A 25106-nucleotide genomic window follows, 5' to 3' on the forward strand; every position below is an offset into this window, starting at 1 on the left:
GGCCGCCGTGCCGGGCGCCGCCGCAGCGGGAGCTGTTCGACGAGACGGGGTGACCCCAGAATGCCTTCGTTTGGGCACAGCCGTCCCGCTGAATGCCCGCGGCTGTTTCGCCACGCGGTCGGTACCTGGCCGCTTGCCCGCGTTCCGCGACATCCGGATTGATCCAATCCGCTGATTGGTCCGTATACCTGTTACGAAAGCGCGTTAAAGGCGCCGTCAAGCGACTTTGGAGTCGCTGTCGTCCGCACCTGAATAGCGACTCAACGACAATCAAACAGTGAAGGGAGGCTCCCAGTGTCCACCGAAAGAAACAACATTCCAGTGCCAAAGAACGGCGCTGCTCCTCTGGTGATGCTCATCATGCTGATGCTCAGCGTTCCGGTGAACGCCGAAGACCTCGTCCGCGAACTGCAGAGTGCGCGCCAGGGGTTTGCGCCCAGCCTCAGTCCCAGTCAGGTCTACGTGGTCAAGCAAGGCGGGACAACTGCAACGCCAGTGAATCCCATTGGGGCGGTCGTCGCCGAGTACCCAAGCTGCGTCTGCACCAACCTCGCGAACGTTTCGGTCATCTGCGAGGATTGCGACAAGGAAACGCAAGTGGATTATTGCTACACGCACGACCGCGCCTGCCAGGATGCCGCACTGAGAGGCGGTATTCGCGAACACGACAGTTTTTTCTGTACGACTCTTGCCGAGTAGATTGCATTGTGGGGCGGCGGGACTGGGGGGATACAGCAAGGGGCGCGCGTAGAACGGATGTCTCAACGACGACCCCACCCTGGGCTGTGAAGTCGGCGCCAGTGCCCCTTTGCGCTAGACAATCACGTCAGAAGTGCAGCCGTCGAGGTCTGGATGAACGTGCCACTGGTGCTCCGGCCGCGCCTGGTTGGCGAGGGTCGCGTCGGCACGCGCCGCTTCTAACTGCTTGCGCACCCGCAGGATGACGTCTGGCGGCGGGGGATTTCCTCCCTCGCCACACTCGAAGTCGGTCCAGTCCCCCTTCCAGCATCCGACCTTCATCGCGACCTTGATCGGGTGGATCTCGTTCCACCCCTCATGCAGCGTGTCGAAGACCCAGGTCCCCCACACGTAGATCACGTCCGCACCGGCACCGAGTCCGCCTTTGGCATCCGTGTTCCCATGCAGTTCCGGTACACCGACACCGGACGGTGAACCGGCGTCAGTGTTTCCCACCACCGCACCGACGACCATCAGTAGTGCCGCCACGAGCGCGAGAAACAGGGCGATCGCCTGGGAGAGTGGAAACGGGATCAGGCATGCGACAAGGGCGGCCCAGGCTATGCCCATGGCGGCATTGGCGGCCTGCAGGAGGACATGGTTGCCCGCGCCCTCGAACTCCGCATGCAGGATCGCAGACTCGGTGCCGGTCACCTGATCGCGCGCGGAATGCCCGGGCGCCTGCCGGCGGAACCCGGCGGCAATGCGCGTGGCTTGATATTTCGACGTGTCTGCCGCTAGAGTCGGCTCGGCATGCAGTGCCGCCCAAAGTGGCACAACTCAACGAGAAGCACCCGCCCCCGTAGCCAGCTCCTAAACGGTTCGCACACCATGATCGGCATCATGTGTAAATGGTTCCCTGGGATATTTGGAAGAGCATCGCATTGGCTGCTCGTGGCTACTCCACTGGCTGCGGTTGCGTTGGCCGAAACGGCGCCCGCGGTACCGGACGGCAGCGACTATCGCAGCTGGATCGAACAGATGAAACAGGCGCAGCGCGGTCCGTTTGAGCGCATTCGCTGGTTCTGTGCCGATGGCGCCGTGCTGCCGCCGGGCGAGTCGGTGTGCAAGGAACACGGCGGTGGCGTGCAGCACGGTGAGTGGAATGCGCGCGCCAAGGTGTTGCGAGCGGAAGGATTCCTGATTGCCAACCTGCTGGCCGATGTCCATCCCGACGATTTCGTCGGTGACACTGCAAATCTGGACGCACTGCGTCAGATCCTCCTCGAACAGTTTCTGATCGTGAGCGATGACGGCTGGGTGTTTCGCCAGGCACGTTTCTATCGCGGTGCGGTGCAGGTGGAGGACGAGCAGTCCGGCGCGAGTCGACTGCTGATGGCGATGCTGGCAGATCCTAACTGGCTGACGCCATCGCGTTTCGTGCTGCTGCGCGAGTCCGTCCGTCTGTTGCCGGTCAGCGCCGAACCCCGTCTCGGTAGCGAGATACGCCAAATGGCGATCGACATCGCCGATACCGATGCCGATTTCGCCCCCTTGCGCGTGAAGATCCATGGCATCCCCGATGCCGGCGACGCCGAGATGGTGCGCCGCTACGCAAAAAGCAAGGGGAAGGCTCAGCTGGCAGGGCAATACGCCAGTCTGGCCACAAAGCTGGATGCATTGAACGCGCCGCAGACGGCCGTACGACGACTCGAATCGTTGGCTGCGGAAACGCGCAACGCCGCGTTGAAGAACCAGCTGCAGGCTGCAGCGAAGCGCCTGGAGGAGACGCCTGCTGCATCCGAGCGCGCCGTGATTGCCGCTGCGCTGAGTGCCGACTGGCGGCGCCAGATCGAGTCCGACGGCGCGATGAAGCCGCTCAACCGCCTGCGCCTGCTACTCGCGAGTCTGGCCATCGAACAAGAGGTATTTGCGGTCGGCAATCGGCTGACCGAACAGAGCCCTGATGCGCCGCGCGCCATGCGGCTGGCATGGCTGCAGGCGCTCGCCGACGCGCTGTATGGCAGCGGGCTGTTGTCGGAGCGACAGCGTGCCGCAATCGCCCGGCAGATCGCCGACACATCGAAAGCCGACACGCTTGACGTCACCGACTACGCGAACAGCCTGCGCTACCTGGCGCGCGTCCCGCAGTGGGCGCAGCAGCTGATGGAATTCCAGTTTGGGACGACCGTACAGCGCTGGTCGCGGCTCACGCCTATCGCCGCACACCTGGTGCCCGATCGTCTGCGCGGCAGTCCCCTGCTGGTGTACACGCGCGTGCTCGATGGCTTGGTGCAGGATTCGAACGCGCTGATCGGCGTTCGTCATCAATTGTTTGGCGAGCCCGTGGGTACCGGCCTGCGCGCGCTCAACCCCGGCTTGCGGCGCGGCGTGCTGCTATTGCCACCGGACGACGGCGACTTCCGCCGCGACGGCATCTACCTGCTGCCATCGACCACGCCGGAACTGCCGCCGGTCGCCGGTATCCTGACCCGCGGCGAAGGCAGTTCGCTGTCTCATGTGCAGTTGCTGGCGCGCAACCTCGGCATCCCCAATGTGGTGATCGACGAGGCCCGGATCTCTCAGATCATGCCGCACGTCGGTCAACCTATCGTGTTGGCGGTCAGTCCGCGCGGCGCTGTCGAGATCAGCCGCGATGACGAACATTGGCAGACGATCTTCGGGCGCGAGGCGATAGGCGAAGACGTGGTCATCCAGCCCGACCTCGGCAAGCTCGACCTGAAGCGCACGGACCTGTTGGCGCTGAGCGATGTTCGCGCCAGCGATTCCGGGCGCATCGTCGGGCCCAAGGCGGCCAACCTCGGCGAGTTGCGCAGCAACTACCCAGCGGCGGTGAATCCTGGCGTGGTTATCCCGTTCGGCGTGTTTCGCCGCGTGCTCGAGCAACCGCTGGAACCCGGCGGCCCGTCGGTATTCAGCTGGATGCGCAGCGAATACCCGCGCATCCATGCGATCGACGACGCAGGGATGCGGCAACAGGAGATCGACCGTTTTCTGTCGCGACTGCGTGATTGGATCACCACGTCCGACCCCGGTGTGACGTTCCGCGGCGAACTGCGGGACAAGATGGACGAGGTGTTCGGCGATGCGGAAACCGTCGGCGTGTTTGTGCGTAGCGACACCAACGTCGAGGATCTGCCGGGATTCACCGGTGCAGGCCTGAACCTGACGCTGCCGAACGTGGTCGGCTTCGATGCCGTGGTCGATGCGATCCGCCGGGTCTGGGCATCGCCGTTTACAGCGCGCGCCTATGCCTGGCGCCAGTCGCATATGACTCAGCCGGAGCACGTCTATCCGGCGGTGTTGTTGCTCAAGACCTTCGCTTCGGAGAAGTCCGGTGTGCTGGTGACGGCCGATGTCGACACGGGTGACCGGCAGTGGCTGAGCATCGCGGTCGGCGAAGGGGTGGGCGGCGCAGTGGATGGTCAGCCGGTCGAGGAGCTGCGCGTGCGGCGCAGCGACGGCCGGGTACGTCTGCTTGCCCAGGCCAATGCGCCGACGCGCGCGCAACCGGCAACGCAGGGCGGTATTCGACAGGTTCCGGCCAGCGGCCATGACGACGTGCTGAGCGCGGCCGAGATCGAGCAGCTGCGGGCACTCGCCGACGACGTCGAACGACGGTTCCCAATGCCCGGTGTGGACGGCGGTGGTGCGGCGCCCGCGGATATCGAGTTTGGCTTTGCAGACGGCAGATTGGCACTGTTCCAGATCAGGCCGTTTGTCGAGAGCACGCGCGCGCGTCGCAGCGCTTACCTGATTGGCATGGACCGACGCAATGCCGATGCGGAACGACTTACCGTGGACCTGAGCGTCAAGCCGGGCTCGCCATAGGGGGCCGGCGCTGACGCGCCAACGTTGACCGGGTGGTAAGACCTGGCCAATCACGAGAGACTGAATGATGCGCACTCACGCCTGGTTTCCGCTGCTGTTGGGGGCGCTGCTCGGTACGCAGATTGAGCCGGCGACCGCCTATCCGATCGACGCCTACCCGCAGACCGGGATTGCCCGACTCGAAGGCTTCCGCCTCGCGCAGGAGGGCAAGGTCGCGGGCAACCGTCTGCCACCGGGAGCGCAACTCAAGACCGAGGATATCAAGCTACGCCTCGAGGCATTCCCGGATTTCGTCATTCCGCCACCCGACAAGGATTTCACTCGCCGCGTGGTCGCGATGCTCGGCGCCGAGGCCAAGGACTACAGTGTCAGCGTGCTCGACCTCAGCGACCCGGCGGCCCCCCTGTATGCCGAACACAACGGTACGCTGCGTCGCAATCCCGGCAGCGTCGGCAAACTGATGGTCGGTCTCGCGCTTTTTCAGGCCCTTGCAGACCTGTATCCCGACGACGTCGAGGCGCGCAGGAAGGTGCTGCGCGAAAGCCAGGTGACGGTCGACAACTTCATCCACAAAGAACACCACGAGGTGCCGATCTGGTTGCCGGCCGAGAACCGCATGCCGCGCCGGCAGTTGCGCGAGGGCGATACGGCCAACCTGTGGAGCTTCATGGACTGGATGCTTTCGGCCAGTTCAAACGGTGCCGCGACCATGGTCATCAAGCAGTTGATGCTGCTGCGTCACTTTGGCACCGGGTACCCGACCGAAGCGGCGCGCGGCGAGGCGTTCTTCCGCGAAACGGCGCCAAAACGGCTTGGCGAGATGCTGGTCGATGATCTGACGACGCCGATTTCCCGCAACGGCCTGGACGTGGAAAACCTGCGCCAGGGCAGTTTCTTCAGCCACAACGCCAAGCGCTTCGTGCCGGGCACCAACAGTGTCGCCACCACGCATGAATTGATGCGTTACCTGGTGAAGCTGGAGCAGGGCAAGCTGGTGGATCACTGGTCGAGTCTGGAACTCAAGCGCCTGTTGTACATGACCCAGCGGCGCATTCGCTACGCTTCGTCACCGGCCCTCAACGATGCCGCGGTGTTCTTCAAATCCGGCTCACTGTACCGTTGCAGGCCGGAAGAGGGTTTCGTGTGTCGGAAGTACCAGGGGAACGTCGAAAACCTGATGAATTCGGTTGCGATCGTCGAATCACCCGCGGGTGAGCCGCGCCTGTTTTACATGGTCGCAATAACGTCCGACGTGAAGAAAAAGAACTCGGCCGCCGAACATCAGGCGCTGGCTAGCCGTCTACACGCTTTGCTGAAAGAGCGGCGGCCTGGGTCGGCTTCTGCAGGATGATCGTGTCCAGTTCGGTGATCAGGTTCTTCAACCATTCGCCCCCGGCCGGGTTTTGCGCCAGTGCAGCCGCGATGTAGGTGCGGCCGCCATGTTCGACGATCGCACTGTCGGCATGCCAGTCTCGCCAGGTGCCGGATTTGCGATAGATCTGCGCGTCCGGCGACGTTTCCATCAGACCTTTGACGAACTTGTGTCGAATGCCGGGATGGCCCAGCATCTTCTTCATCTCGCGTGACAGCTGCGGCGAGACCAGCTGGCCGGTCTCCAGCAGGTAATAGAAGCGTGCGACCTGGAACGTCGTGGCGCCATGCGACAGATAGTGCAATGGGTCACGGGCAAAGGCCTCACCCTTGGCGTATTCTTTTCCGACCCAGAGTCCGCCGTTATAGCGTTTGTCGTACAGGCGGTACTTCGGCGAGGTCAGGACCTTGTTGACGTAGTGACGCCCAACGCGATGAATGAGTTCGGTCGCCGCGGTATTCGACGAATAGCGAATCATGTTGGTCATCAGTTCCCGATTCTCGGTGTCGAGTTTCAGCTTTCCTTCACGAATGCGCTCGAAGGCCGCTAACAGGATGGCGATCTTGGGCAGGCTCGCGGCATACATCATGCGGTCGCCGTTGACCTGGGCGAGGCTCGGATGGCGCGGATCGGTCACGTCGACCAGCGATATCGCCAGCTGGCCGCGGCGCACCGCGTCGTCGAGCTTCAGATGTTTGATGCGGGATTCAAGCTGGGCCTGCAGACGGGAATCCAGAGAGTGACGGAGCGCAGGGTAGGGAGTGGTGGAGTTTTCTGCGAAAAGGCTAACGGACAGTCCAAGAAACAAGCTGATCAAGGTTAGCAATCGCGCCATGTTATGCAGATCCTGAAGCCTGGTATCGGCGAATAGTATCCAAAAGTCTATCCAAGGCAATGAATAAACATCAGCCCAGCAGCAAGCGTTTTGCCAAGTCTTTGCTGCTGTTCACAAATTTCTTCCTGATCATCGCCGCCTTGTATCACCTGAAACCGGCGAGCCGGTCGATTTTCGTGACCACGTTGAGCGCCGACCAGCTGCCCTATGTGTGGATAGCGACCGCCGCGGGCCTCGGCTTGATGATTACGGTGTATCAGCGGATTGTTGCCCGGTTCGGGCGAATCCAGGTCGTGCTCGGTACCTGTGCGACGATCATCGCACTGCTCGTTGCTTTCTATCCGGGCATGCACGAACCGGGGACGCCGCTCGCTTTCGGTTTCTACATCTTCGTCGACATGCTCAGTGTCATTCTGGTCGAGCAGTTCTGGAGCCTGACGGATACCGTCTTCACCGCGGAGCAGGGGAAGCGCTGGTACGGCCTGATCGCAACCGGCGGCCTGTTGGGCGGCGTCGCCGGCGGTGCCATGTCGTCGTTCTGGATCAAGCATGCCGGGCTGCAAACCATGGATCTGCTGCTGGTCGCTGCCGCCATCCTGCTGGTGTTGATGGTGCTCACGCTGCTGATGGGCCGGGTCGGACTCTATGTCGAGCAACGCGGCGTGCGTGACGATGGACAGGGTGCGGAGCACGGCTGGCGCGCGATCATGCGTCACCGCTACCTGCTGTTGATTGCGTTGTTGCTGCTGCTGGCGCAGATGGTCGAGCCCCTGGTCGAATTCCAGTTCATGAAGGCAGTGGAGTCGAGCATCGTCGATCGCGAGGCACGTACTGCCTATCTCGGTGATTTCTTCAGCCTGCTGAGTGGCGTGGCGATCGGTATCAACCTGTTGATCACGCCATTGATACATCGCTGGTTCGGTGCAATCGGCGGCCTGGTCGCACAACCGGTGGCGGTTCTGTTCGGCAGCCTGTACTACATGTCACAGGCAACGCTGGCGGCCGGCGCCTTTCTGAAAATTGCGGACCGCGGGTTGTCGTATTCGATAAACCGTGCTTCGAAAGAACTGCTGTATGTGCCGATCGAGCCGCTGTTGATCTTCCAGGCCAAGGCCTGGATCGACATGTTCGGCTACCGCCTGTTCAAGGTGCTGGGCTCGGTGCTGATCCTGTTGCTCACCGAATGGCTACCCTGGTCGATCAGCGCGGTTCAGCTTGGTTGGCTGGTACTGGCAGTCTGCGTGGCGTGGGGCGGTGCGTTGCTGGCGCTGCGCGGCGAGTACGCGCGCGTGCGGGCGATCGCTGCGGCCCAACGTCAGTCACCCAAAACCGACCGGCGGGCTGGCTTGCCTGCGAACTGACACAGAATACAGTGGGCCTGACCGACGCGCCTCGAGGTGAATTCGCTCAATCGCGCGGGATGGTCCAGGCGCTGCGGGAAAGCGCAGTATGCGCTGCCGCGACGCTCAACTGGCCGGACAAGCGGTGTGCCGGGCTACCCGTTTCGCAGATCTGATGGCGCAGTATCACCGCCAGGCGTTCGATCCACGCCGCACGCAGGCATGCATGACTCGCTGCCGCCTACCGCACCAGGTCCGCGCACCGTCTGAAGCGCCGCCATGCCACGAGCACCGGAAGCAACAGACCGAGGGTCCCGGGAAGCGGCACGCTGTTGTCCGTGCCATCCGGCGTGAACTCGAGCGATGCCAGCAGCGCGGGACCTGTGAGCGACAGCGGATCCGAGAACGAGGCGACTATGCCCTCGGTTACGCCGTCGACCTCGATCAGGAAACTGGCGAGGTAGCCGATCAGCAGGCGGTCGCCCGGTCCGAGCACGCCCAGTTCGAGGCTCTGCAGGCTGAACGGTATCTCGACGGTGCGAGTCGTCGGATCGAGCGTGGCACCGAGGTCGAGCCCTCCTTCGAAGGTCGTGCTGAGCGTGGCGTTGGCGCTGCCGTCCGTGCTGTAGATCGCCGTGTATCCGCCGCCCAGATAATCGGCGAAGAAACCACCGGCCGAACCGAACCCGGCGGTGATGCGTGTGGCGTTCTCCATCAGCGTAGGATCCGTTTCCTGGGCGGTCACGACCGTCGCCCCCACCTGGAGATTGAACGTCACCCTCGTGTCGGTGCTGAAGAAGTCCCGGATCTGGCCACCGTCGATGATGAATCGGCTCGAGACAGTGCCGGACCGGCCACTGACATTCACAAATTCGTCGCTGCCGATCAGTACTTCCGAGAATACCGCCGGCGTCCCTATCGAGGTCGTAATGCCCGACTCGAGTCCGATCTGACCAAAGACGCCGGCACTGGCGGTACTGAAATAGCCTGGCCCACCGGCACCTTGAGAGCCGACGCTGGCGAGAATGTTGCGCGCGATGTCGCCGCTCGTGGTCTCGAACACCGCATCGGTGCTGGTGGTCGTCACGCCGCTGATCTCGTTCGTGGCGGTCGCGAGCTGCAGCACCCCGGCCTGTGCGGCACCGAAACTGCAGGCGCCGCCGACCAAGGTCGTCAGCAGGAGTCCGGTTCTCGAGGCCCGGGTTCGTCGTGAATGGGTGCGAGTCATGTCATGCCCTCCGAATTGGTCGCGACGGGGCGCACGAAGCAAGAACCACTCCGGTGAATGTAAGCGATTGGCTGAAAAATGAATTTTTGTCCTTTTCCAGAATTCGGGTACATCGTCGTGTAAGAAATCCTGACGGAGGGGAGGGCGCGCAACGGATTTGGCATCCGACGATCCGGGTTGCGGAAACGCAATGCGATAGGCCATGTCGCCGTCGTAGCATTCGGCGCTGCAGTCTTCTCTGCCGACGTGACGCTCGCGTAGGTGTCCCTGCGCCGGCATCTGTGCGGCTTCCCCAATGACGGATAGCGGCCCGGGACCCGGCCCGGCCGACGGGACGCATTCTGTGCTGACCCGCACCGGTCACCGACCTGTCATCATCGGGACTGAACTTTAGTGTATAAGCGAAGACTAATGTTTAGTTGTTAACACTTCTGCCTGAGCGGAGCAGTACTATGTTTAGGAATTCTTGGATATTTTTGCTGGCCTTTGTGCTGGCGGGCAGTGCGTTCGCCGCCGATCGGCCGGCGAATGCCGAACCCGTCGCGCAACCGGGCGAGGTTTCGCGCGACGACAGTGCTCGCGCGATTCTCGAAGACCACATGCGCTCGGAACTGGATTGGCGTTCGTATTTTACGAACCGGATGGCGGTGCAGCTGCGCGCCCGTTCGGCCGAGAAACATCTGTGGCAGGAACCGCGCGCGGCGAGCGTCAAATAAACCGGCGGGGGCGCGTGTTGCCCGTGGATGACCGCTAGCGGCCGCGGTCCTGCCGCCGCTGCGCCGGTTGTCGAGGCGTCGTCGCCGTCAGATGGACGCAGTGCCTTTGGCGGGGCGGCGCCGGGTACTTACGGCGCCGAGACCCAGCAACGCGAGCAGGACCGGCGGCGCCGGCACCTCCGCACGCTCCTCGTAGACAACCTTCAGATCGGTGCCGACTCGCGGTGCCGTCCCGAGTCCCTCGAACCAATAGGTGCTGCCGACGCTACCATCGGCGTTCTCCACGCCGACCGTCGCTCCGGAAACGTCTCCGAGCAGGTCGTACGTGAACCAGATGTTGCCGGAGTCGCCGTTCTGTATCCACGCCTGGAAGCTGTAACGATTGTTCTGTTCGCCGAACAGAGGGATGTCGCTCCACTCGAATACCGTGTACTGGTCGATGCCAGCGGTGAGTACTGCGACGTACCAATTCCCACCCGCCGACAGGTCCAGATCGAGCCATAGCGGCGCCAGCAGGTTGTTCGGGGGCGTGGGATCGGGGAGTTTCTGGTTGACCGCACCGGCCGCCAGGCCGCTGGCGGCGCCCACCTCGATCGTTCCGTTGACCGACCAGATGACCGAGGAATAGCTGCTTCCGGCAAACGCGAATGCAGGCAGGTTCAGGGCAACGCCGCCATCGTCGCAGTCCGCCGGGCAGGCGAACGCCGCGACGCCCAGGCTGGCCAGTGGCAGGAAACCGAACGGCGACGGGTGCTCTTCCAGTTCCAGCGACAACAGTGTCGCCTGCGTCTGACCTGCGGCCAGACACAATATGGCCGCACCCAAAATGCCCGACAACAAGCGTTTCATGTCATTGATCCCTCAACTGCTGCGTCCGTTTCCGAACCGATGCAGGAGCTGCGCCATTGGACAATAGTCCTATGAATCAGTCGTTTGTGTTCATGCCCCTTGGGCCCTTGTAAAGAATCCCGACGGTCGGTGGCATCGCCAGGGAGCGCCACGCGATATACGCGCGCGCAGGACACTGACCCGACCGTGCCGGCAGGATGCCCCAAGCCGGGGTGTTAAGGTGGCACGGTCTGTCGTCTTTCCCGACCTTGTCCTATGCAGAGATCCCGTCACCTCACGGCCCGCGCCCTCGTCGGCGGGATCTTGCTCGGCGCACTGCTGACGCCCTGCAACATCTATTCGGGGCTCAAGATCGGCTGGTCATTCAATGTCTCGATCATCGCGCTGTTGCTGGCCGGCGGGTTCTGGGCCCTGCTCGCCCGGCTGAACCTCTCGCCCGCACTTGGTGCAGGTGAGGCCAACATCACACAGACCGCTGCGTCGTCTTCGGCGAACATCATCTCGGGAGGACTGGTTGCGCCGATTCCCGCGCTGGCGATGCTGTCCGGCGGCAACCTGAGCGCCGTGGAACTCGTCCCCTGGGTCTTCTCGGTCAGTTTTCTCGGTATCTGGGTCGCCTGGTACCTGCGGTCGGCGCTGATCCTGCGCGTGGACCTGCCGTTTCCAACCGGACGCGCCACCGCAGAGACCCTGCTGGAGGTCTTCGCCGAAGGTCGCGATGCGGCGCTCAGGCTGCGCGTGCTGCTCGGCGCGACGCTGCTGGCCGGCATGTCGAAATGGTTGGATACCGGCCTGTACCGCCTGCCTCGCCCGAGTCTCGGTTTCACGCTGCCGGCCACCGGGCAGCTCGCAGGCTTCTCCGGTATCAGTGCGAAAAACCTCACATTCGCTTTCGATCCGTCGCTGTTGCTGGCCGGATTCGGCGCGATCATCGGTTTCCGCAACGGTGTCTCGCTGTTGCTCGGCGGTGTGTTCGCCTGGGGAGTGCTTGGTCCCTGGGGGCTCATGCAGGGCTTCATCGTCCCCGGCGCGGATGATCCGGCCGCGAGTTGGTTCGCGAGCATGATCGAGTGGCTGCTGTGGCCGGGCGTCGCGGTGATGGTCGGTTCGGCGTTGACGCGCTTCGCGTTGCAGACGTTTGCCGTGTCGGCTGGCGGGAAAGTCGGTCGGGTGTCGGATGATGGCGCCACCGTGACCCGACTGATCGGGCTCGCAACGGCCAGCGCCCTGGTGGTGGTGGCGCAGATCGCGATCTTCGATATCCATTGGTTGATCGCCACGCTGGCCGTGCCGATCGCATTCCTGTTGGCGATGGTGGCCTCGCGCGTGGTCGGTGAGACCGGTATTCCACCGATTGGCGCGATCGGCAAGGTGTCGCAGCTGGCGACAGGCGTTGCCGCGCCGGGCGAGATGACCGCCAATCTGATCGGCGCCAACGTCGCTGGCGGCGCCGCCGGCCAGAGTGCCGATCTGCTGAATGACTTCAAGGTCGGTCACGCGATCGGTGCTGCGCCGCGCCTGCAGGTGGTCGCCCAGATCTTCGGCATCCTGACCGGCAGCCTGGTCGGCACCACAGTGTACCTGCACCTGATACCCGACCCCGCCTCGATGTTGATTACCGAGCAATGGCCGGCACCTGCAGTCGCCACCTGGAAGGTGGTCGCCGAAACCCTCAGTTCGGGTTTCGGTGCGATTCCGGCCAGCGCTCTCTGGGCGGTGCTCATCGGCACCGGGTTCGGCATGGCGGGTGCGTGGGCGCAGCATCGCCATTCAAGGCTCTGGTTGCCGAATATGCCCGCGCTGGGGCTGGCGATGGTGATCCCGGTGTCGCTGTCGATCACGATGTTTCTCGGCAGCCTTGTCGCGGTGCTGCTCGAACGCCTGCTACCGAACCTCGCGCAACGCTACCTGGTCGCCGCCGCTTCCGGGCTGATCGCGGGGGAGAGCCTGACCGGGGTGGTGCGCGCGCTATTGGGGATCGTCGCGTGACGTCCGCGCCGACAATGCCTTTTCAACGACCACGTGTGGTATGGTCTTTCGCTCACCCCCCATACATCCATCCCGCTGTCGCGCATTCGGTAGCCGTCGTGGACGGTCCGCTTTCGACGGGCGTTCAGCGCGACGTTCATTTCAGGAGGCCAGCATGAGCCAAGCCGCAGCAGGCGATACCGTACGCATCCATTACACCGGGAAACTCGACGATGGCACGCAGTTCGACAGCTCTGCGGGTCGCGAACCGTTGGAATTCGCACTCGGTGCCGGACAGGTGGTGCCGGGATTCGACAAGGCCGTGACCGGCATGAACGTCGGTGAGAGCAAATCGGTCCGTATCCCGCCCGAGGACGCCTACGGGCCGCGCCACGAGCAACTGGTGCATGAGGTGCCGAAGTCCGCGTTGCCGGAGGATATCGACCCTTCCGTCGGCATGGCATTGCAGGCACGTGGCTCGGATGGCCAGACCGTGCAACTGACCGTGACCGCTGTCGCCGCCGAATCGATTACCGTCGATGCGAATCACCCGCTCGCAGGGCATGCGCTGAATTTCGATATCGAGCTGGTCGAGATCGTCTGACGTTGTGGCCTTGTTACGGGCGATGCGAGTTACACGCACTTTCCCAGGTCAAGGTCAACGGTCGGCAGTCCTTCGACACCGGTGACCTGTGGGTGATCCCTTAAGTATTTAGTGCGCAAAAAAGCGGCCCGCAGGCCGCTTTCTTGTTTGGAGCGCGACGCGGCTATTCTCCGCCGCCGCTGCTCTCTTCGCTACCGACCGGCCAGATCGCCGGTCCGTTGGCCCGGCAGCCGTCCACGTAGCTTTGCCGTTCGATGCCTTGCAGTCCACGTGCCTCGGCCCATTGCTCGCACTGGGCGCCGTAAAACGCCGTTACGCGGGGGTCGTCGGGCAGGGTCGCGTCGGCCGGAAACACGATCGCCTCGGAGGCGGCGAGAACCGGGACGGCGAAAAGCGTAAGCGCCGCCGACAGGGCAGCCCTTGTGTTCATCTTGCGAATCTCCGCGGTGCGGATGTGCACCAGTTAGAATGCGGTGAATCCCGCGTCGATCAATTTAGCACGGGCCTGCTGCAAGACAAGGGGGACGCAAAAATAATTTTGCTCGTCGACGAATGTCGCCCACGGGAACTGCCGCGCTGCAGCGCGTACAATGCCGGGTTCATCGCGCCGCAGCGGGGTAACTGACTGCATGACCGACCTGTATGCCGTGATCGGCAATCCGATCGAACACTCCAAATCGCCGCAGATCCACACGGCGTTCGCCCGGCAGACCGGGCAGGACATGTGCTACGAGCGGATTCTGGGCGATCTGGAGGAATTCGAAGACGACGTCGAGGAGTTCATCGCATCGGGTGGACGTGGTCTGAACGTCACACTGCCATTCAAGGAGCGCGCATTCCGGCTGTCGAATATCCTCAGCGCACGCGCCCAGGATGCCGGTGCGGTGAACACCCTGGTGGTGCGCGAAGAGGGTTTGTACGGCGACAACACCGACGGCATAGGCCTGGTTCGCGATCTTGCCTGTAATCACCTGTTCGCATTCGCCGGCGCGCGTATCCTGGTGCTCGGTGCGGGCGGGGCGGTACGCGGGGTGTTGCGGCCGCTGTTGGGGGAGCGTCCGGCGCGTCTGGTGGTCGCGAACCGTACCGCCGCGAAGGCGCTGGCGCTGGCCGCGGCCGCGGCGCGAAATGGGCCGGTGATCGGGTGCGGCCTGGACGAACTCCAGGGTCAGCAGTTCGATCTGATCATCAATGGCACCGCCGCCGGGCTCGACGCTCAAGTACCGGAGATTCCGGACGATTGTCTGGCGGACGGCGGTTGGACCTATGACATGTTGTATGCCGACCAACCGACCGCATTCGTCCAATGGGGACAGGCGCGCGCCGCGGCGCGTGCGCTCGACGGACTCGGCATGCTGGTCGAACAGGCCGCCGAGTCGTTTCGTCTGTGGCGGGGCGTGCAGCCGGATACCGCGCCGGTAATCGCGGAGTTGCGCCGTTCCTGAACCTCGGGTTCATCTGTTGCTGGAGTGTACTGCGATGTCGTTTTCCGTTGTCCGATACCTGGTCGTGTTCGGCCTGCTCATTCTGGCGTTTGGCTGTAGTCGCGAAGTCGAGAAGCCCGCCGCGGATCTGCTGCGTCATGTGCCCGCGGATACGCCCTATGTGTTCGTCAACAGCCGGCATCTCCCGGATGCGCTGCGCGCACGTCTCGCCGATTACTATGCGGCACAGCTGGCCAGCCAGCGCGCCAGCCTTGCGCAGCTGCGCAAGCAGATCGAAGCGAGCGAGGACACCGCGCCGATGGCGGATGCGGCGCGCCAGGCGTTCGCGGTAATGGATGCGCTGCTCGCCGAGTTCGAAGGTCGCGACACCGCCGAAAAGGTGCGCGAACTCGGGATCGAACCGGTCACGCGCAGCGTGCTGTACGGGATTGGCCTGTTGCCGGCGATGCGCGTCGAGATCGCCGATGCGCAGCGCCTGAATGCGATGCTGGATCGCGTCGAGCAGCGCGCCGGAGTCAGTGCGGCACGCGGCGAACTCGATGGGCAGGCCTATCGGCGTATCGACCTCGGCAAGATCGATGCGGTATTGGCGGTGGCCGACCGATACGCGATCGCCGGCTTGTTGCCCGACACCCTGTTCGATCGTGATCTGCCGCTGCTGCTCGGTCAACAGACACCGGCCGAGAGCCTGGCGGACAAGGGATTGCTGACCGATATCATCAAGGCGCACGGTTTCACCGGCTACGGAGAGGGTTTCATCGACCTGCAGGGCTTGGTCGCCACCGTCGCCGGAAAGGGTGCCGGACGCAACCTGGAGACGCTACAGGCGATCGAGTTGCCGCCGCCCCCGTTGTCCGACGGTTGCCTGCGACTGACCGGCGATCTGGTCGCGGGCATGCCGCGCATGGTGATGGGTATCACCTCTGCGGATGCGCAGCAGATGACGGTGCGCGGCGTCTGGGAAAGCACGCCGGCGGTCGCGGCGCACCTGCAGCGCCTGGCTGCGCCGGTACCGGGCGTCGGTGGACCCTACGATGGTCTGCTGGCATTCGGGATGGGGATCGATCTGCCGCAACTGCGCAACGCCGTGGAGGCGCTGCTGCAAACGATCCTGGCCGCCGGCGCGAGCTGCGAATGGGTCGATCCGGCTGAGCTGCAGGCGGTGATCCCGCGCCTCAACCTGGCGCTCGGGCCGATGACGGCCGGGATCCACGGTTTCAACCTGCTGCTCGACGACCTGGTGTTCGATCCCGAACTGATGCAGCCGAGCGAGGTGCGCGGCGGCTTGCTGGCAGCGGTCGACGATCCGCGTGGCGTCTTCGCGTTGGGCGCGATGTTCAACCCGGCGCTGGCCGCACTGCAGGTCCCGCAGGACGGCACCTTCGTCGATCTGCCATCCGACCTGGGGATGGGGGCGGAGACGCCGCCGATGAAGGTCGCAATCAAGGACAAGTCGCTGCTGCTGCTCGCCGGGCGCGATGCCGGTGCGCTCGCCGACACCCTGTTGGGTGCGGTGCCGACCTCGCCCGCACCGCTGCTCGCGTTCGACTACGGCGTGTACCAGCTGGTCGAGCGTTTCGGCCGCACGATCGAGGCGGCGGCAGACCGTATGGCCAGCGCCGGTGACCCGTCGACCGCGGCCGATCTGCGTGCCCAGTTGGACGGCTTTCGGCTCCAGGCCGAGTTGTTCGACCGACTGCGTGTAGCGCTGTACGCGAACGACAAGGGCCTGGTGATGGATCAGGAGATGCGCCTTCGCCAGTGACGGCCGGGCGCCGCACGCATCACGCCAGGTCGGCGCGATGCCGTGCGGCGAGCTTGACGTAGTGCGCGGCGGAATACTCGAGATATTCCCTCTCGGTGTCGCTCAGTGCACGTGATCGGCGTGCCGGCGAACCGGTATACAGGAACCCGGAGCGCAGCACCTTGCCCGGCGTGACCAGGGCGCCGGCCCCTACGATCACGCCTTCTTCGACGACCGCCTTGTCCATCACGATCGCGCCCATGCCGATCAGGCAGCCGCTGCCGATGTGACATCCGTGCAGGATCGCCCTGTGCCCTACCGTCACCCGGTCGCCGATCAGCAGGGGCGACCCGCCCGGCATATAGGGCCCGTCATGGCTGTTGTGCAGTACGCAACCGTCCTGGATGTTGGTCTCGCACCCGATCCGGATTCGGTTGATGTCGCCGCGCGCCACCACCAGGGGCCACAGGCTGCTGTGTGCGCCGATCTCGACATCGCCGATCACCAGGCTCAGCGGATCGAGCCAGGCCTGTGGATCTATTGCCGGCGTGTGTTGTTCGAAGCTGCGGATCTGATTCATGTTTCTCGGAGGTCATGCCGTTAACGTCGTGGAACAACGTTAACAGGCATGCGGAGCGGGTGGAATGGAAGTCAGCACAATGATCATTCTCGGCATCTTGGCGTTCGTCGTCGTGTACGCGATCGTGATCTACAACAATCTGGTCGGGTTGAAACATGCGGTCAGCCAGGCCTGGTCGAACATCGACGTGCTGCTCAAGCAGCGCCATGAAGAACTGCCGAAGCTGGTCGAGACCTGCAAGCAGTACATGAAACACGAACGCGAGACGCTGGAACAGGTGATGCGCGCCCGCGCCGCCGTGGCGAGCGCGCGCGAGGCACAGGACGTCAACGGTGTCGGTCAGGCCGAAGGGATGCTGCGACTCGGCCTCGGTAACCTTTTCGCCGTCGCCGAGGCCTATCCCGATCTCAAGGCCAATGAGAGCTTCCAGCACTTGCAGACGCGAATCACCAACCTGGAAAACAGCATTGCCGATCGGCGCGAGTTCTATAACGCCTCGGTGAATGCCAACAATGTGCGCATCGAACAGTTCCCGGACGTGATCGTCGCGCGTCTGATGAGTTTCAAGCCGGCCAGCCTGCTGGAGTTCACCAGCGCGGAGACTGCCGACGTCAACCTGGCGGGCCTTTTCAGCTGAGTGATGGCCTACTGGCTCGAACGCCTGGCGTACGCGCCGACGCCGTTTCTGGTCCTGGCCGCCGTACTGGCGGTCGCTGCATTCGTGGCCGGGCTGACCGGGTTGCGTCGTGTCCGCCACATCGAGGACGTGCCGACGGCACGCGTGCGCTCGGCGCCCCAGGGCTACGTCGAGCTGATCGGTAGAGCCCATGCGATGGACGGCGAACCGATCATCGCACCATTGTCGCAGACGCCGTGCTGCTGGTACCGCTTTCGGGTCGAGCGCGCCGACGGCAAGGACTGGCGCACCGTCGATTCGGGGGTCAGCGACGGCATCTTTCTGTTGCGCGACGAGACCGGTGAGTGCGTGGTCGATCCGGAGGGTGCCGAGGTCACGACCCGCCATCAGCGCAGCTGGACCGACGACGGCAGCGGTTGGGGTGCGCACGCGGTGCACGCCCGCCTTCCGAGCCTCGGAAAGACGGCCGATCTGATCGTCGATGTCGGCGGCAAGGTGCTCGAGGCGCTGGGTAGCGGTGTCGGCGGTTACCGTTACACGGAAGCCGTGATCCTCGACGGTGACCCGCTGTATGCGATCGGGATGTTCCATACCCACGGATCGGCGCATGCGGCGGCTCTGGACGAACTGACCGGCGCGATACTGCGCGAGTGGAAGCGCCGCCCCGATACCCTGCGCGAACGCTTCGACAGCGACCGCAATGGCACCGTCGACGCCGAGGAGTGGGAGAAGGCGCGGGCCGTGGCGCGTCAGGAGGCGCTACGCGAACAGGCGCGGCAACCCGCCGGCAACCAGCTGCACGCGCTGCAGAAGCCCGCCGACAGACGCTACTTCCTGTTATCCAATCTCGAGGAATTCGGCCTGCTGCGGCGCTATCGCTGGCGCATGCGCCTGGGTTTCGGCGCTTTTTTCGCGCTCGGCAGCGCGGTTGCGCTGATGTTGTCCACCCGGCTCTGATCGACTGCCAACGCCCTTGATCGGGCCGATTCCCGAAATCGGAAGCGCCTTCCCGCCGGCGGCATTGGGTTCCGGGGCATCGGGGGAATCCGCCTCCCTGGCGGACGTCGTTGCGAACTCAGGAACAGGTTCAATTTCTCTGTTGTCAAAGTCGATTAAAATCAGTGATGAGCGATGCGCGAGGCGACCAATCGGTGTCAGGCAAGTCCGGCCAGCAACAAATCGAACTCGGGGGTGCCGGAAGTCTCGCTGAACAGCGTCCGGGCGACCGTGCGCTGGAGGCCGTCGCGGCGCTCGCACGTTCGTCGTCCTTCGGTGTGGACCACTTCTGCGACGAATGCGTCGTGCTGCTGGCATCGACCTTCGGGGTCGACTACGCCTACGTCTCCGTGTTCACCGACGATTCGCGGTCCCGGCTGCGCACCGTCGCGTTCTGCGCCGGCGGTGAGCTGGTCGGGAATCGCACCTACGAAGTGGCCGGCGCTCCCTGCGCCGACGTATTGACCCACGACCGGGTATTCATCCCGGATGCCGCCACGGACGTCTATCCGGATGCCCGGCTGCTGGCGGAATTGCGCGCCGATGGGTACTACGGGGCCGCGCTGACCGCATCCTCCGGCGAGAAACTGGGGGTCGTCGTGGTCGCCCACACCGGGCCCATCACCAAGGACATCACCATCCATCCGGTACTGAGCCTGTTCGCAGACCGAATCTCGCTCGAACTCGATCGCCAGCGCGCCGAAAAGGAGCTGCAACTCAGCGCCAGTGTGTTTCGGCACAGCCCCCAGGGCATCATGATCACCGATGCCGAGCATCGCATCCGCAAGGTCAACCAGGCGTTCAGCGAGATTACCGGGTGGGAGGAACACGAGGTCGTCGGGCGCCGCGCAAGCATGCTCAGCGCCGGTCGTGATTCACCGGATCTGCAATTCGAGGTCCAGACCGCGCTGGATGCGGAAGACGTATGGGTCGGCGAGCTATGGAGTCGCCGACACGACGGCGAGGTCTATCCGGAGCAGCGCACCGTCGTCGCGGTGCGCGACGAGAGCGGCGCCCTGCTGCACTACGTCAACATGTTCAGCGATATCTCGGCGGAGAAGTTCGCCGCCGAGCGCATCCATCGGCTGGCACACTACGATGCCACCACCGAACTGCCGAACCGCGTACTGCTGCAGGACCGCCTGTTGCACGCGATCAATCGTGCGGCCCGTGCCGGCGGACGCCTGGCACTGCTGTTCCTGGATCTGGACGGCTTCAAGCTGATCAACGACACCTATGGCCACAGTGCCGGTGACGAGGTGCTGCGGCTGGTCGGCGTGCGCCTGACGTCGCGCCTGCGGCGAGCCGACATCGTCGCGCGTATCGGTGGCGACGAGTTCGCGGTGGTCCTGAGCGATATCGCACAAGACGGCGACGTGCAGGGTATCTGCGACCAGCTGCTGAGTGTGATCACCGAGCCCTACGATCTGTCCGGGCAGGAGAATCGCGTGACGACCAGTATCGGTATCGCGATGTACCCCGATGACGGCAGTGACGTGCAGACGCTGCTCAAGCATGCCGACGCGGCAATGTACCAGGCCAAGGAGAGCGGCAAGAACCGCTATGCGTTCTACGAGCCGGAGATGAACCGCAAGGCCGAAGAGCGCCTGCAGCTGACCCGTCAACTGCGTCACGCACTCGAGCACGACGACCTCGGCCTCGCGTTTCAACCGCAATACGATCTCGCCTCGGGACGTCTGATCGGCGTCGAGGCCCTGGTTCGCTGGCAGGGACCGGACGGCAAGATGATCCCCCCGGTCCGTTTCATTCCGGTGGCCGAGGAGAGCGGCCTGATCATCGCCCTGGGTGCCTGGGTGATGCACGAGGCCTGTCGCCAGGCGCAGCACTGGCGCGACCAGGGTCTGGATTTCGGACGGCTGTCGGTGAACATCTCCGGTCGCCAGTTCCAGGACGAGGGGCTGCAGACGGTGGTCGCGCAGGCGCTCGCCGCGAGCGGTCTGCCGGCCGATCGCCTGGAACTGGAGATCACCGAGAGCTGGGTCATGGAGGGCCCGTTCCGCGCCGAGAAACAGATGCGTGCGCTCAACGAGATGGGGGTCAACCTAGTGATCGACGATTTCGGCGTGGCGTATTCGTCGATGGCCTATCTGAAGCGCTTCCCGGTTCAGAAGCTGAAGATAGACCGATCGTTCGTTCGCGACATCCCGGGCGATGCCGATGACGCGGCGATCGTCTCGGCGATCATCGCGATGGGCCACAGCCTCGGCCTGCGGGTGGTGGCCGAGGGGGTCGAGACCGCCGAGCAGAGTGCATTCCTGCGTGGCACCGGTTGCGATGAGGTCCAGGGCTTCCTGTTCGGCCACCCGGTGCCGGCCGACGAGCTGAACGTGCTGCTGTTGTACAGCCCGACGCTGTCTCCCTCGTAACCGCGCTGCGGCGCGGCACACGAAACAGCCATAGCTGGCGCGGTTTTGCGCGCTGCCGGGCCGTTCCGGTTCGTGGCAGAATCTGCGTAATCATCCCGTCACGAGTCGTATCCGAATGTCCAACCCCCTGCTCGAACAGTCCGGCCTGCCGGCGTTCTCGAAGATCAAGCCCGAACACGTCGAACCCGCGATCGATCAACTGCTGGCCGAGAACCGTCAGCGAATCGCCGCGCTGCTCGAATCGGTCGACTCCCCGACCTGGCACAACCTGGTCGAACCGATCGAGGAATGGGAGGACCGCCTGAGCCGCGTCTGGTCGCCGGTGTCGCACCTCAACTCGGTGATGAACAGCGACGCGCTGCGTGCGGCCTACAACGCCTGCCTGCCCAAGCTGTCCGACTACGGTACCGAGATGGGCCAGAACGAACGACTGTATGCGGCCTACCGCGCGGTGGCCGATACCGGTGGTGGTCTGGATGCCGGGCAGCGCAAGGTGCTCGAGAACGCATTGCTCGATTTCCATCTCTCAGGGGTGGACCTGCCGTCGGAGAAGAAGGCGCGCTACAAGGCGATCAGTCAGGAGCTGTCCAACCTGACCAGCCAGTACTCGGACAACGTGCTGGATGCAACCCATGCGTGGCAGAAGCGGTTCGATGACCCGGCGGCGCTGGCCGGTCTGCCGCAGTCCGCGATCGATCTGGCACGCCAGACCGCCGAACAGCACGCCGAGGAAGGCTGGCTGCTCACCCTCGACTACCCGTCGTTCTTCCCGGTGATGACCTATGCCGAGGATGGATCGCTGCGACGCGAGGTCTACGAGGCCTATCAGACGCGCGCCAGCGATCAGGGCCCATATGCCGGCCGCTTCGACAACAGCGAACTGATGGAGCGCATCCTCGCGCTACGCCACGAACAGGCCCAGCTGCTTGGTTTCGCGAACTACGCCGAACGTTCGCTCGCGCGCAAGATGGCGCGTTCGACCGACGAGGTGATGCATTTCCTGCACGACCTGGCAGCACGGTCGAGACCGCAGGCGCAACGCGAACTGGATGAACTGCGCGCCTTTGCCGCGGAGCAGTACGGCGTTGCACAACTCGAGCCCTGGGATATTGCCTATTACGCCGAGAAGCTTCGCCAACACCGCTACGCGATCACCCAGGAAGAGGTCAAACCGTACTTCCCGGAGACACGCGTGGTGCCCGGCATGTTCGACGTCGTCGGGCGCCTGTACGGTGTGACCTTCCATGAGGTCGGCGGGGTCGACACCTGGCACCCGGACGTGAAGTTCTACGAGATTCGCGATCACGACGGCAGCCTGCGCGGGCAGTTCTATTTCGATCTGTACGCGCGCAAGAACAAGCGCGGGGGGGCCTGGATGGACGATTGCCAGTCGCGCATGAAGACCGCGGGCGTCGAACAGATCCCGGTTGCCTACATGACCTGCAATTTCACCCCGCCGGTCGGCGACAAGCCGGCACTGCTGACCCACGACGAGGTCGAGACGCTGTTTCACGAGTTCGGTCACGGTCTGCACCATATGCTGACCAAGGTCGACTATGTGGCGATTGCCGGGATCAACGGGGTCGCCTGGGATGCGGTCGAGCTGCCATCGCAGTTCATGGAGAACTTCTGCTGGGAACGCGAGGCGCTCGATCTGTTCGCGGCCCACTACGAGAGCGGCGAACAGATTCCCGACGACCTCTACGAGCGCATGCTCGCGGCGAAGAACTTCCAGTCCGGGATGATGATGGTTCGGCAGCTGGAGTTCGCGCTGTTCGACTTTCGCATCCATCGTGAATACGACCCGGCGCTTGGCGGGCGCATCTACGAGATTCTCGATCAGGTGCGCGACGAGGTCGCTGTGATCAAGCCGCCGGCGTGGAACCGTTTCGCGCATGCCTTCAGCCATATCTTCGCCGGCGGCTATGCGGCCGGTTATTACAGCTACAAATGGGCCGAGGTGCTGTCGGCGGACGCGTTCTCGCTGTTCGAGGAGAAGGGTGTGTTCGACCAGGCGACCGGGCAGTCGTTTCTGCACAACATCCTCGAGCGGGGCGGCGCCCAGGATGCGATGGTGCTGTTCGTCGCGTTTCGCGGACGAGAGCCGCGCATCGACGCCTTGTTGCGCCACAGTGGCATTGCGGCCTGATGGGGCGGGCCGGTCTGCAACCTGAGGAGTTGGAACGCCTGCAGCAGGCGCTGGTCGAAAGCATGGACAGCGCCGGTTGCATGCCGCTGGACGTGGCGCACGGCTTTCTCAGCGCGACAGCGGCCAGCGATGCACTGCGCCCGACCCTGCACCTGCGCGTGCTCGGTGGGCTCGCCGGGGATGCTGGATTGCGTGAACTGGTCGGTCGGTTTGACCAGCAGCTGCTCGACGACCTGCGCAGTGCCGAGTATGGTCCCCTGATCCTGCAGCTGCCGCGTGACGATGGCAGCACACTGCCGCTGCCGTATGGCTGGTGCCAGGGCTACGCGGCCGGTGTCGAGGCGCTCGGCGAAGCGCAGCGCGACCGGCTGTTCGAGGATCAGCAGGCCAGCGCGCTGCTGGCGCCGATACTGTCTTTCCTGATGTACGAAGAGGCGCAGTGGTTCGCGCCACCGGACGAGGCGGCGCACCGCGAAACGGTCGGTGAACTCGGCGACGCGGCGGTCGGGCTGTTTGCCTGGTGGCAACGGCAATCCGGCGATTGAGCACGCCGTGAGAACCGGGACCGCGGCGTGCCCGCCGGCCCGCTATCCTTTGCCAGGCTGACTTCTAGACTTGAGGGCGGACACCCGCCGAGCGAAACCGATGCAACCACCGATGCGCGTCCTTCTCGTCGCCCTGTGCACCCTTGCCGGCACCGTGTCCGGTGCGCACATCACCGATCAGCTGGTCGTCGGTCTGTACGACGGCCCTGCCGCCGAAGGTACGCCGTCCCGGCTGCTGTCCAGCGGTACGCCGCTCGAGGTGCTTCGCCGTGAGGGAACATTTGCCGAGGTGCGGCTCGCAGACGATACCCGGGGCTGGGTCGAGTCGACCTATGTCACCGAAGAAAAGCCGGCCAAGGCGATGTTGCTGGAAACCCAGGCGAAACTGCGGCAGATGGGCCTCGAACTGGCTGCGCTGCGTGAAAAGCAGACTTCCGGCGAGGTCGCGTCGCCGGTCGCGGCCGGCGCCGGCCTGCCCAGCGCGCGCGACGCCCAGTTGCAGCAGGCGTTGCACGCGGCCGAACAGCGCATTGCACAGCTCGAGGCACAGCAGGATGCCACGCCCGGGCGGGACACGGAGGATGCGCAGCGGCTGCAGGCGCTCGAGGAGCGCGTCGCGCAAGCGGTCGCGTTGCTTTCTCCCGGCGCGCCGGCCACTGCCGAATCGCCCGCACCGCTGGGCCCGATCGAGCGGTTCCGCAGCTGGATCGTCGGCGCGATCGCGTTGCTGCTCGGTTTCGGCGGCGGTGTCGCCTATGTCGACTACCGTATCCGCAGGCGCTATCACGGTTTCAGATTGTGACCGGCGTGCTGCCGGCATTTCTGCTACCCAACATCTGCGCCATCCGCTAGCATCGCAGCCGCATTACGCACGACAACGGTGCAGCGGTGCGTCTGCATGGCGGCACCGTGCACGCAGGAATCCCGTAATCAGCGCACCAGACTCGAAATGGATCGGTTCTTGCCGGTGTCTGGGGCAGAGATGGGTCGCTAGGACAATGCCACGAGGTTAGATATGGCAAAGACGACGAAGAAGAGTGCAGGCAAGGCAACGGGATCGGCCGGTGCGCCGGTTGCGGTGAAAAAGAAGACGACCAGCAAGAAGGTCGCGGCAAAGAAGAAGGTGGTGAAAAAAACCGTGGCCAAGAAGGCGGCGGCAACCGGCGCCGTGGCGAAACCGG

General features: G+C 64.1%; 21 protein-coding genes. 15 read left to right on the plus strand and 6 right to left on the minus strand.

The genetic code is table 11. The features are described 5' to 3' along the window. Positions 1 to 294 precede the first annotated feature (294 nt). Positions 295 to 699 (plus strand): hypothetical protein, encoded by a 405-nt coding sequence (locus tag H6955_16865; protein MCP5315231.1) that lies wholly within the window; start codon positions 295 to 297, stop codon positions 697 to 699. A 114-nt stretch (positions 700 to 813) separates the two neighbouring features. Here the strand turns inward: H6955_16865 and H6955_16870 are convergent, their stop codons facing one another. Further along, positions 814 to 1392, minus strand: a complete 579-nt coding sequence (locus H6955_16870; GenBank protein ID MCP5315232.1) for a hypothetical protein — start codon at positions 1390 to 1392, stop codon at positions 814 to 816. Positions 1393 to 1581: 189 nt separating this feature from the next. Between H6955_16870 and H6955_16875 the strand changes: the two genes are divergently transcribed. Both H6955_16875 and H6955_16880 read left to right on the plus strand, forming a co-directional pair. After that, complete coding sequence (locus tag H6955_16875; GenBank protein ID MCP5315233.1) at positions 1582 to 4530, plus strand: phosphoenolpyruvate synthase; 2949 nt, start codon at positions 1582 to 1584, stop codon at positions 4528 to 4530. 91 nt (positions 4531 to 4621) lie between these two features. After that, positions 4622 to 5881 (plus strand): hypothetical protein, encoded by a 1260-nt coding sequence (locus H6955_16880; protein ID MCP5315234.1) that lies wholly within the window; start codon positions 4622 to 4624, stop codon positions 5879 to 5881. Here the strand turns inward: H6955_16880 and H6955_16885 are convergent. Continuing rightward, positions 5823 to 6737 carry a serine hydrolase gene (locus H6955_16885; protein ID MCP5315235.1) on the minus strand — a complete coding sequence of 305 codons (915 nt, stop codon included), beginning with the start codon at positions 6735 to 6737 and terminating at the stop codon, positions 5823 to 5825. The genes H6955_16880 and H6955_16885 overlap by 59 nt on opposite strands. 59 nt (positions 6738 to 6796) lie before the next feature. Here H6955_16885 and H6955_16890 point away from each other — a divergent pair, with 59 nt between their 5' ends. Next, positions 6797 to 8098, plus strand: coding sequence for an ATP translocase (locus H6955_16890; protein ID MCP5315236.1), 1302 nt, complete (start codon positions 6797 to 6799; stop codon positions 8096 to 8098). Positions 8099 to 8318: 220 nt separating this feature from the next. Here the strand turns inward: H6955_16890 and H6955_16895 are convergent, their stop codons facing one another. Further along, complete coding sequence (locus H6955_16895; protein ID MCP5315237.1) at positions 8319 to 9305, minus strand: hypothetical protein; 987 nt, start codon at positions 9303 to 9305, stop codon at positions 8319 to 8321. A 452-nt stretch (positions 9306 to 9757) separates the two neighbouring features. On the opposite strand from H6955_16895, the gene H6955_16900 reads away from it, so the two are divergent. Next, on the plus strand, positions 9758 to 10021 hold the full coding sequence (locus H6955_16900; GenBank protein ID MCP5315238.1) for a hypothetical protein: 264 nt from the start codon (positions 9758 to 9760) through the stop codon (positions 10019 to 10021). Between the two features lie 87 nt (positions 10022 to 10108). On the opposite strand, the gene H6955_16905 is transcribed toward H6955_16900, so the two are convergent. Beyond that, the gene (locus H6955_16905; GenBank protein ID MCP5315239.1) at positions 10109 to 10870 is read right to left on the minus strand and encodes a hypothetical protein; all 762 of its coding nucleotides are present in this window, start codon (positions 10868 to 10870) and stop codon (positions 10109 to 10111) included. Positions 10871 to 11125: 255 nt separating this feature from the next. On the opposite strand from H6955_16905, the gene H6955_16910 reads away from it, so the two are divergent. Both H6955_16910 and H6955_16915 read left to right on the plus strand, forming a co-directional pair. Next, positions 11126 to 12859 (plus strand): OPT/YSL family transporter, encoded by a 1734-nt coding sequence (locus H6955_16910; protein MCP5315240.1) that lies wholly within the window; start codon positions 11126 to 11128, stop codon positions 12857 to 12859. Positions 12860 to 13013: 154 nt separating this feature from the next. Continuing rightward, complete coding sequence (locus tag H6955_16915) at positions 13014 to 13442, plus strand: peptidylprolyl isomerase (GenBank protein MCP5315241.1); 429 nt, start codon at positions 13014 to 13016, stop codon at positions 13440 to 13442. Positions 13443 to 13605: 163 nt separating this feature from the next. Here the strand turns inward: H6955_16915 and H6955_16920 are convergent, their stop codons facing one another. After that, on the minus strand, positions 13606 to 13872 hold the full coding sequence (locus H6955_16920; protein MCP5315242.1) for a hypothetical protein: 267 nt from the start codon (positions 13870 to 13872) through the stop codon (positions 13606 to 13608). A gap of 199 nt (positions 13873 to 14071) precedes the next feature. Here H6955_16920 and aroE point away from each other — a divergent pair, with 199 nt between their 5' ends. Beyond that, positions 14072 to 14887, plus strand: a complete 816-nt coding sequence (gene aroE / locus H6955_16925) for a shikimate dehydrogenase (protein ID MCP5315243.1) — start codon at positions 14072 to 14074, stop codon at positions 14885 to 14887. Between the two features lie 34 nt (positions 14888 to 14921). Continuing rightward, positions 14922 to 16652, plus strand: coding sequence for a hypothetical protein (locus H6955_16930; GenBank protein MCP5315244.1), 1731 nt, complete (start codon positions 14922 to 14924; stop codon positions 16650 to 16652). Positions 16653 to 16671: 19 nt separating this feature from the next. On the opposite strand, the gene H6955_16935 is transcribed toward H6955_16930, so the two are convergent. Continuing rightward, on the minus strand, positions 16672 to 17211 hold the full coding sequence (locus tag H6955_16935; GenBank protein MCP5315245.1) for a gamma carbonic anhydrase family protein: 540 nt from the start codon (positions 17209 to 17211) through the stop codon (positions 16672 to 16674). 64 nt (positions 17212 to 17275) lie between these two features. Between H6955_16935 and H6955_16940 the strand changes: the two genes are divergently transcribed. The 6 genes from H6955_16940 (at position 17276) to H6955_16965 (ending at position 24727) form a co-directional block, all read left to right on the plus strand. Beyond that, a complete protein-coding gene (locus H6955_16940) occupies positions 17276 to 17848 on the plus strand; it encodes a LemA family protein (GenBank protein ID MCP5315246.1) in 573 nt (190 codons plus the stop codon). A 3-nt stretch (positions 17849 to 17851) separates the two neighbouring features. After that, on the plus strand, positions 17852 to 18805 hold the full coding sequence (locus H6955_16945) for a hypothetical protein (GenBank protein ID MCP5315247.1): 954 nt from the start codon (positions 17852 to 17854) through the stop codon (positions 18803 to 18805). Positions 18806 to 18972: 167 nt separating this feature from the next. Beyond that, a complete protein-coding gene (locus tag H6955_16950) occupies positions 18973 to 21231 on the plus strand; it encodes an EAL domain-containing protein (protein MCP5315248.1) in 2259 nt (752 codons plus the stop codon). A 115-nt stretch (positions 21232 to 21346) separates the two neighbouring features. After that, positions 21347 to 23380 carry an oligopeptidase A gene (prlC, locus tag H6955_16955; GenBank protein ID MCP5315249.1) on the plus strand — a complete coding sequence of 678 codons (2034 nt, stop codon included), beginning with the start codon at positions 21347 to 21349 and terminating at the stop codon, positions 23378 to 23380. Further along, positions 23380 to 23925, plus strand: a complete 546-nt coding sequence (locus H6955_16960; protein ID MCP5315250.1) for a UPF0149 family protein — start codon at positions 23380 to 23382, stop codon at positions 23923 to 23925. Before prlC ends, H6955_16960 begins: the two co-directional genes overlap by 1 nt. A 112-nt stretch (positions 23926 to 24037) precedes the next feature. Beyond that, the gene (locus tag H6955_16965; GenBank protein MCP5315251.1) at positions 24038 to 24727 is read left to right on the plus strand and encodes a TIGR04211 family SH3 domain-containing protein; all 690 of its coding nucleotides are present in this window, start codon (positions 24038 to 24040) and stop codon (positions 24725 to 24727) included. Positions 24728 to 25106 lie beyond the last annotated feature (379 nt).

Source organism: Chromatiaceae bacterium (assembly GCA_024235395.1).
Classification (GTDB): domain Bacteria; phylum Pseudomonadota; class Gammaproteobacteria; order Chromatiales; family Chromatiaceae; genus Thiosocius.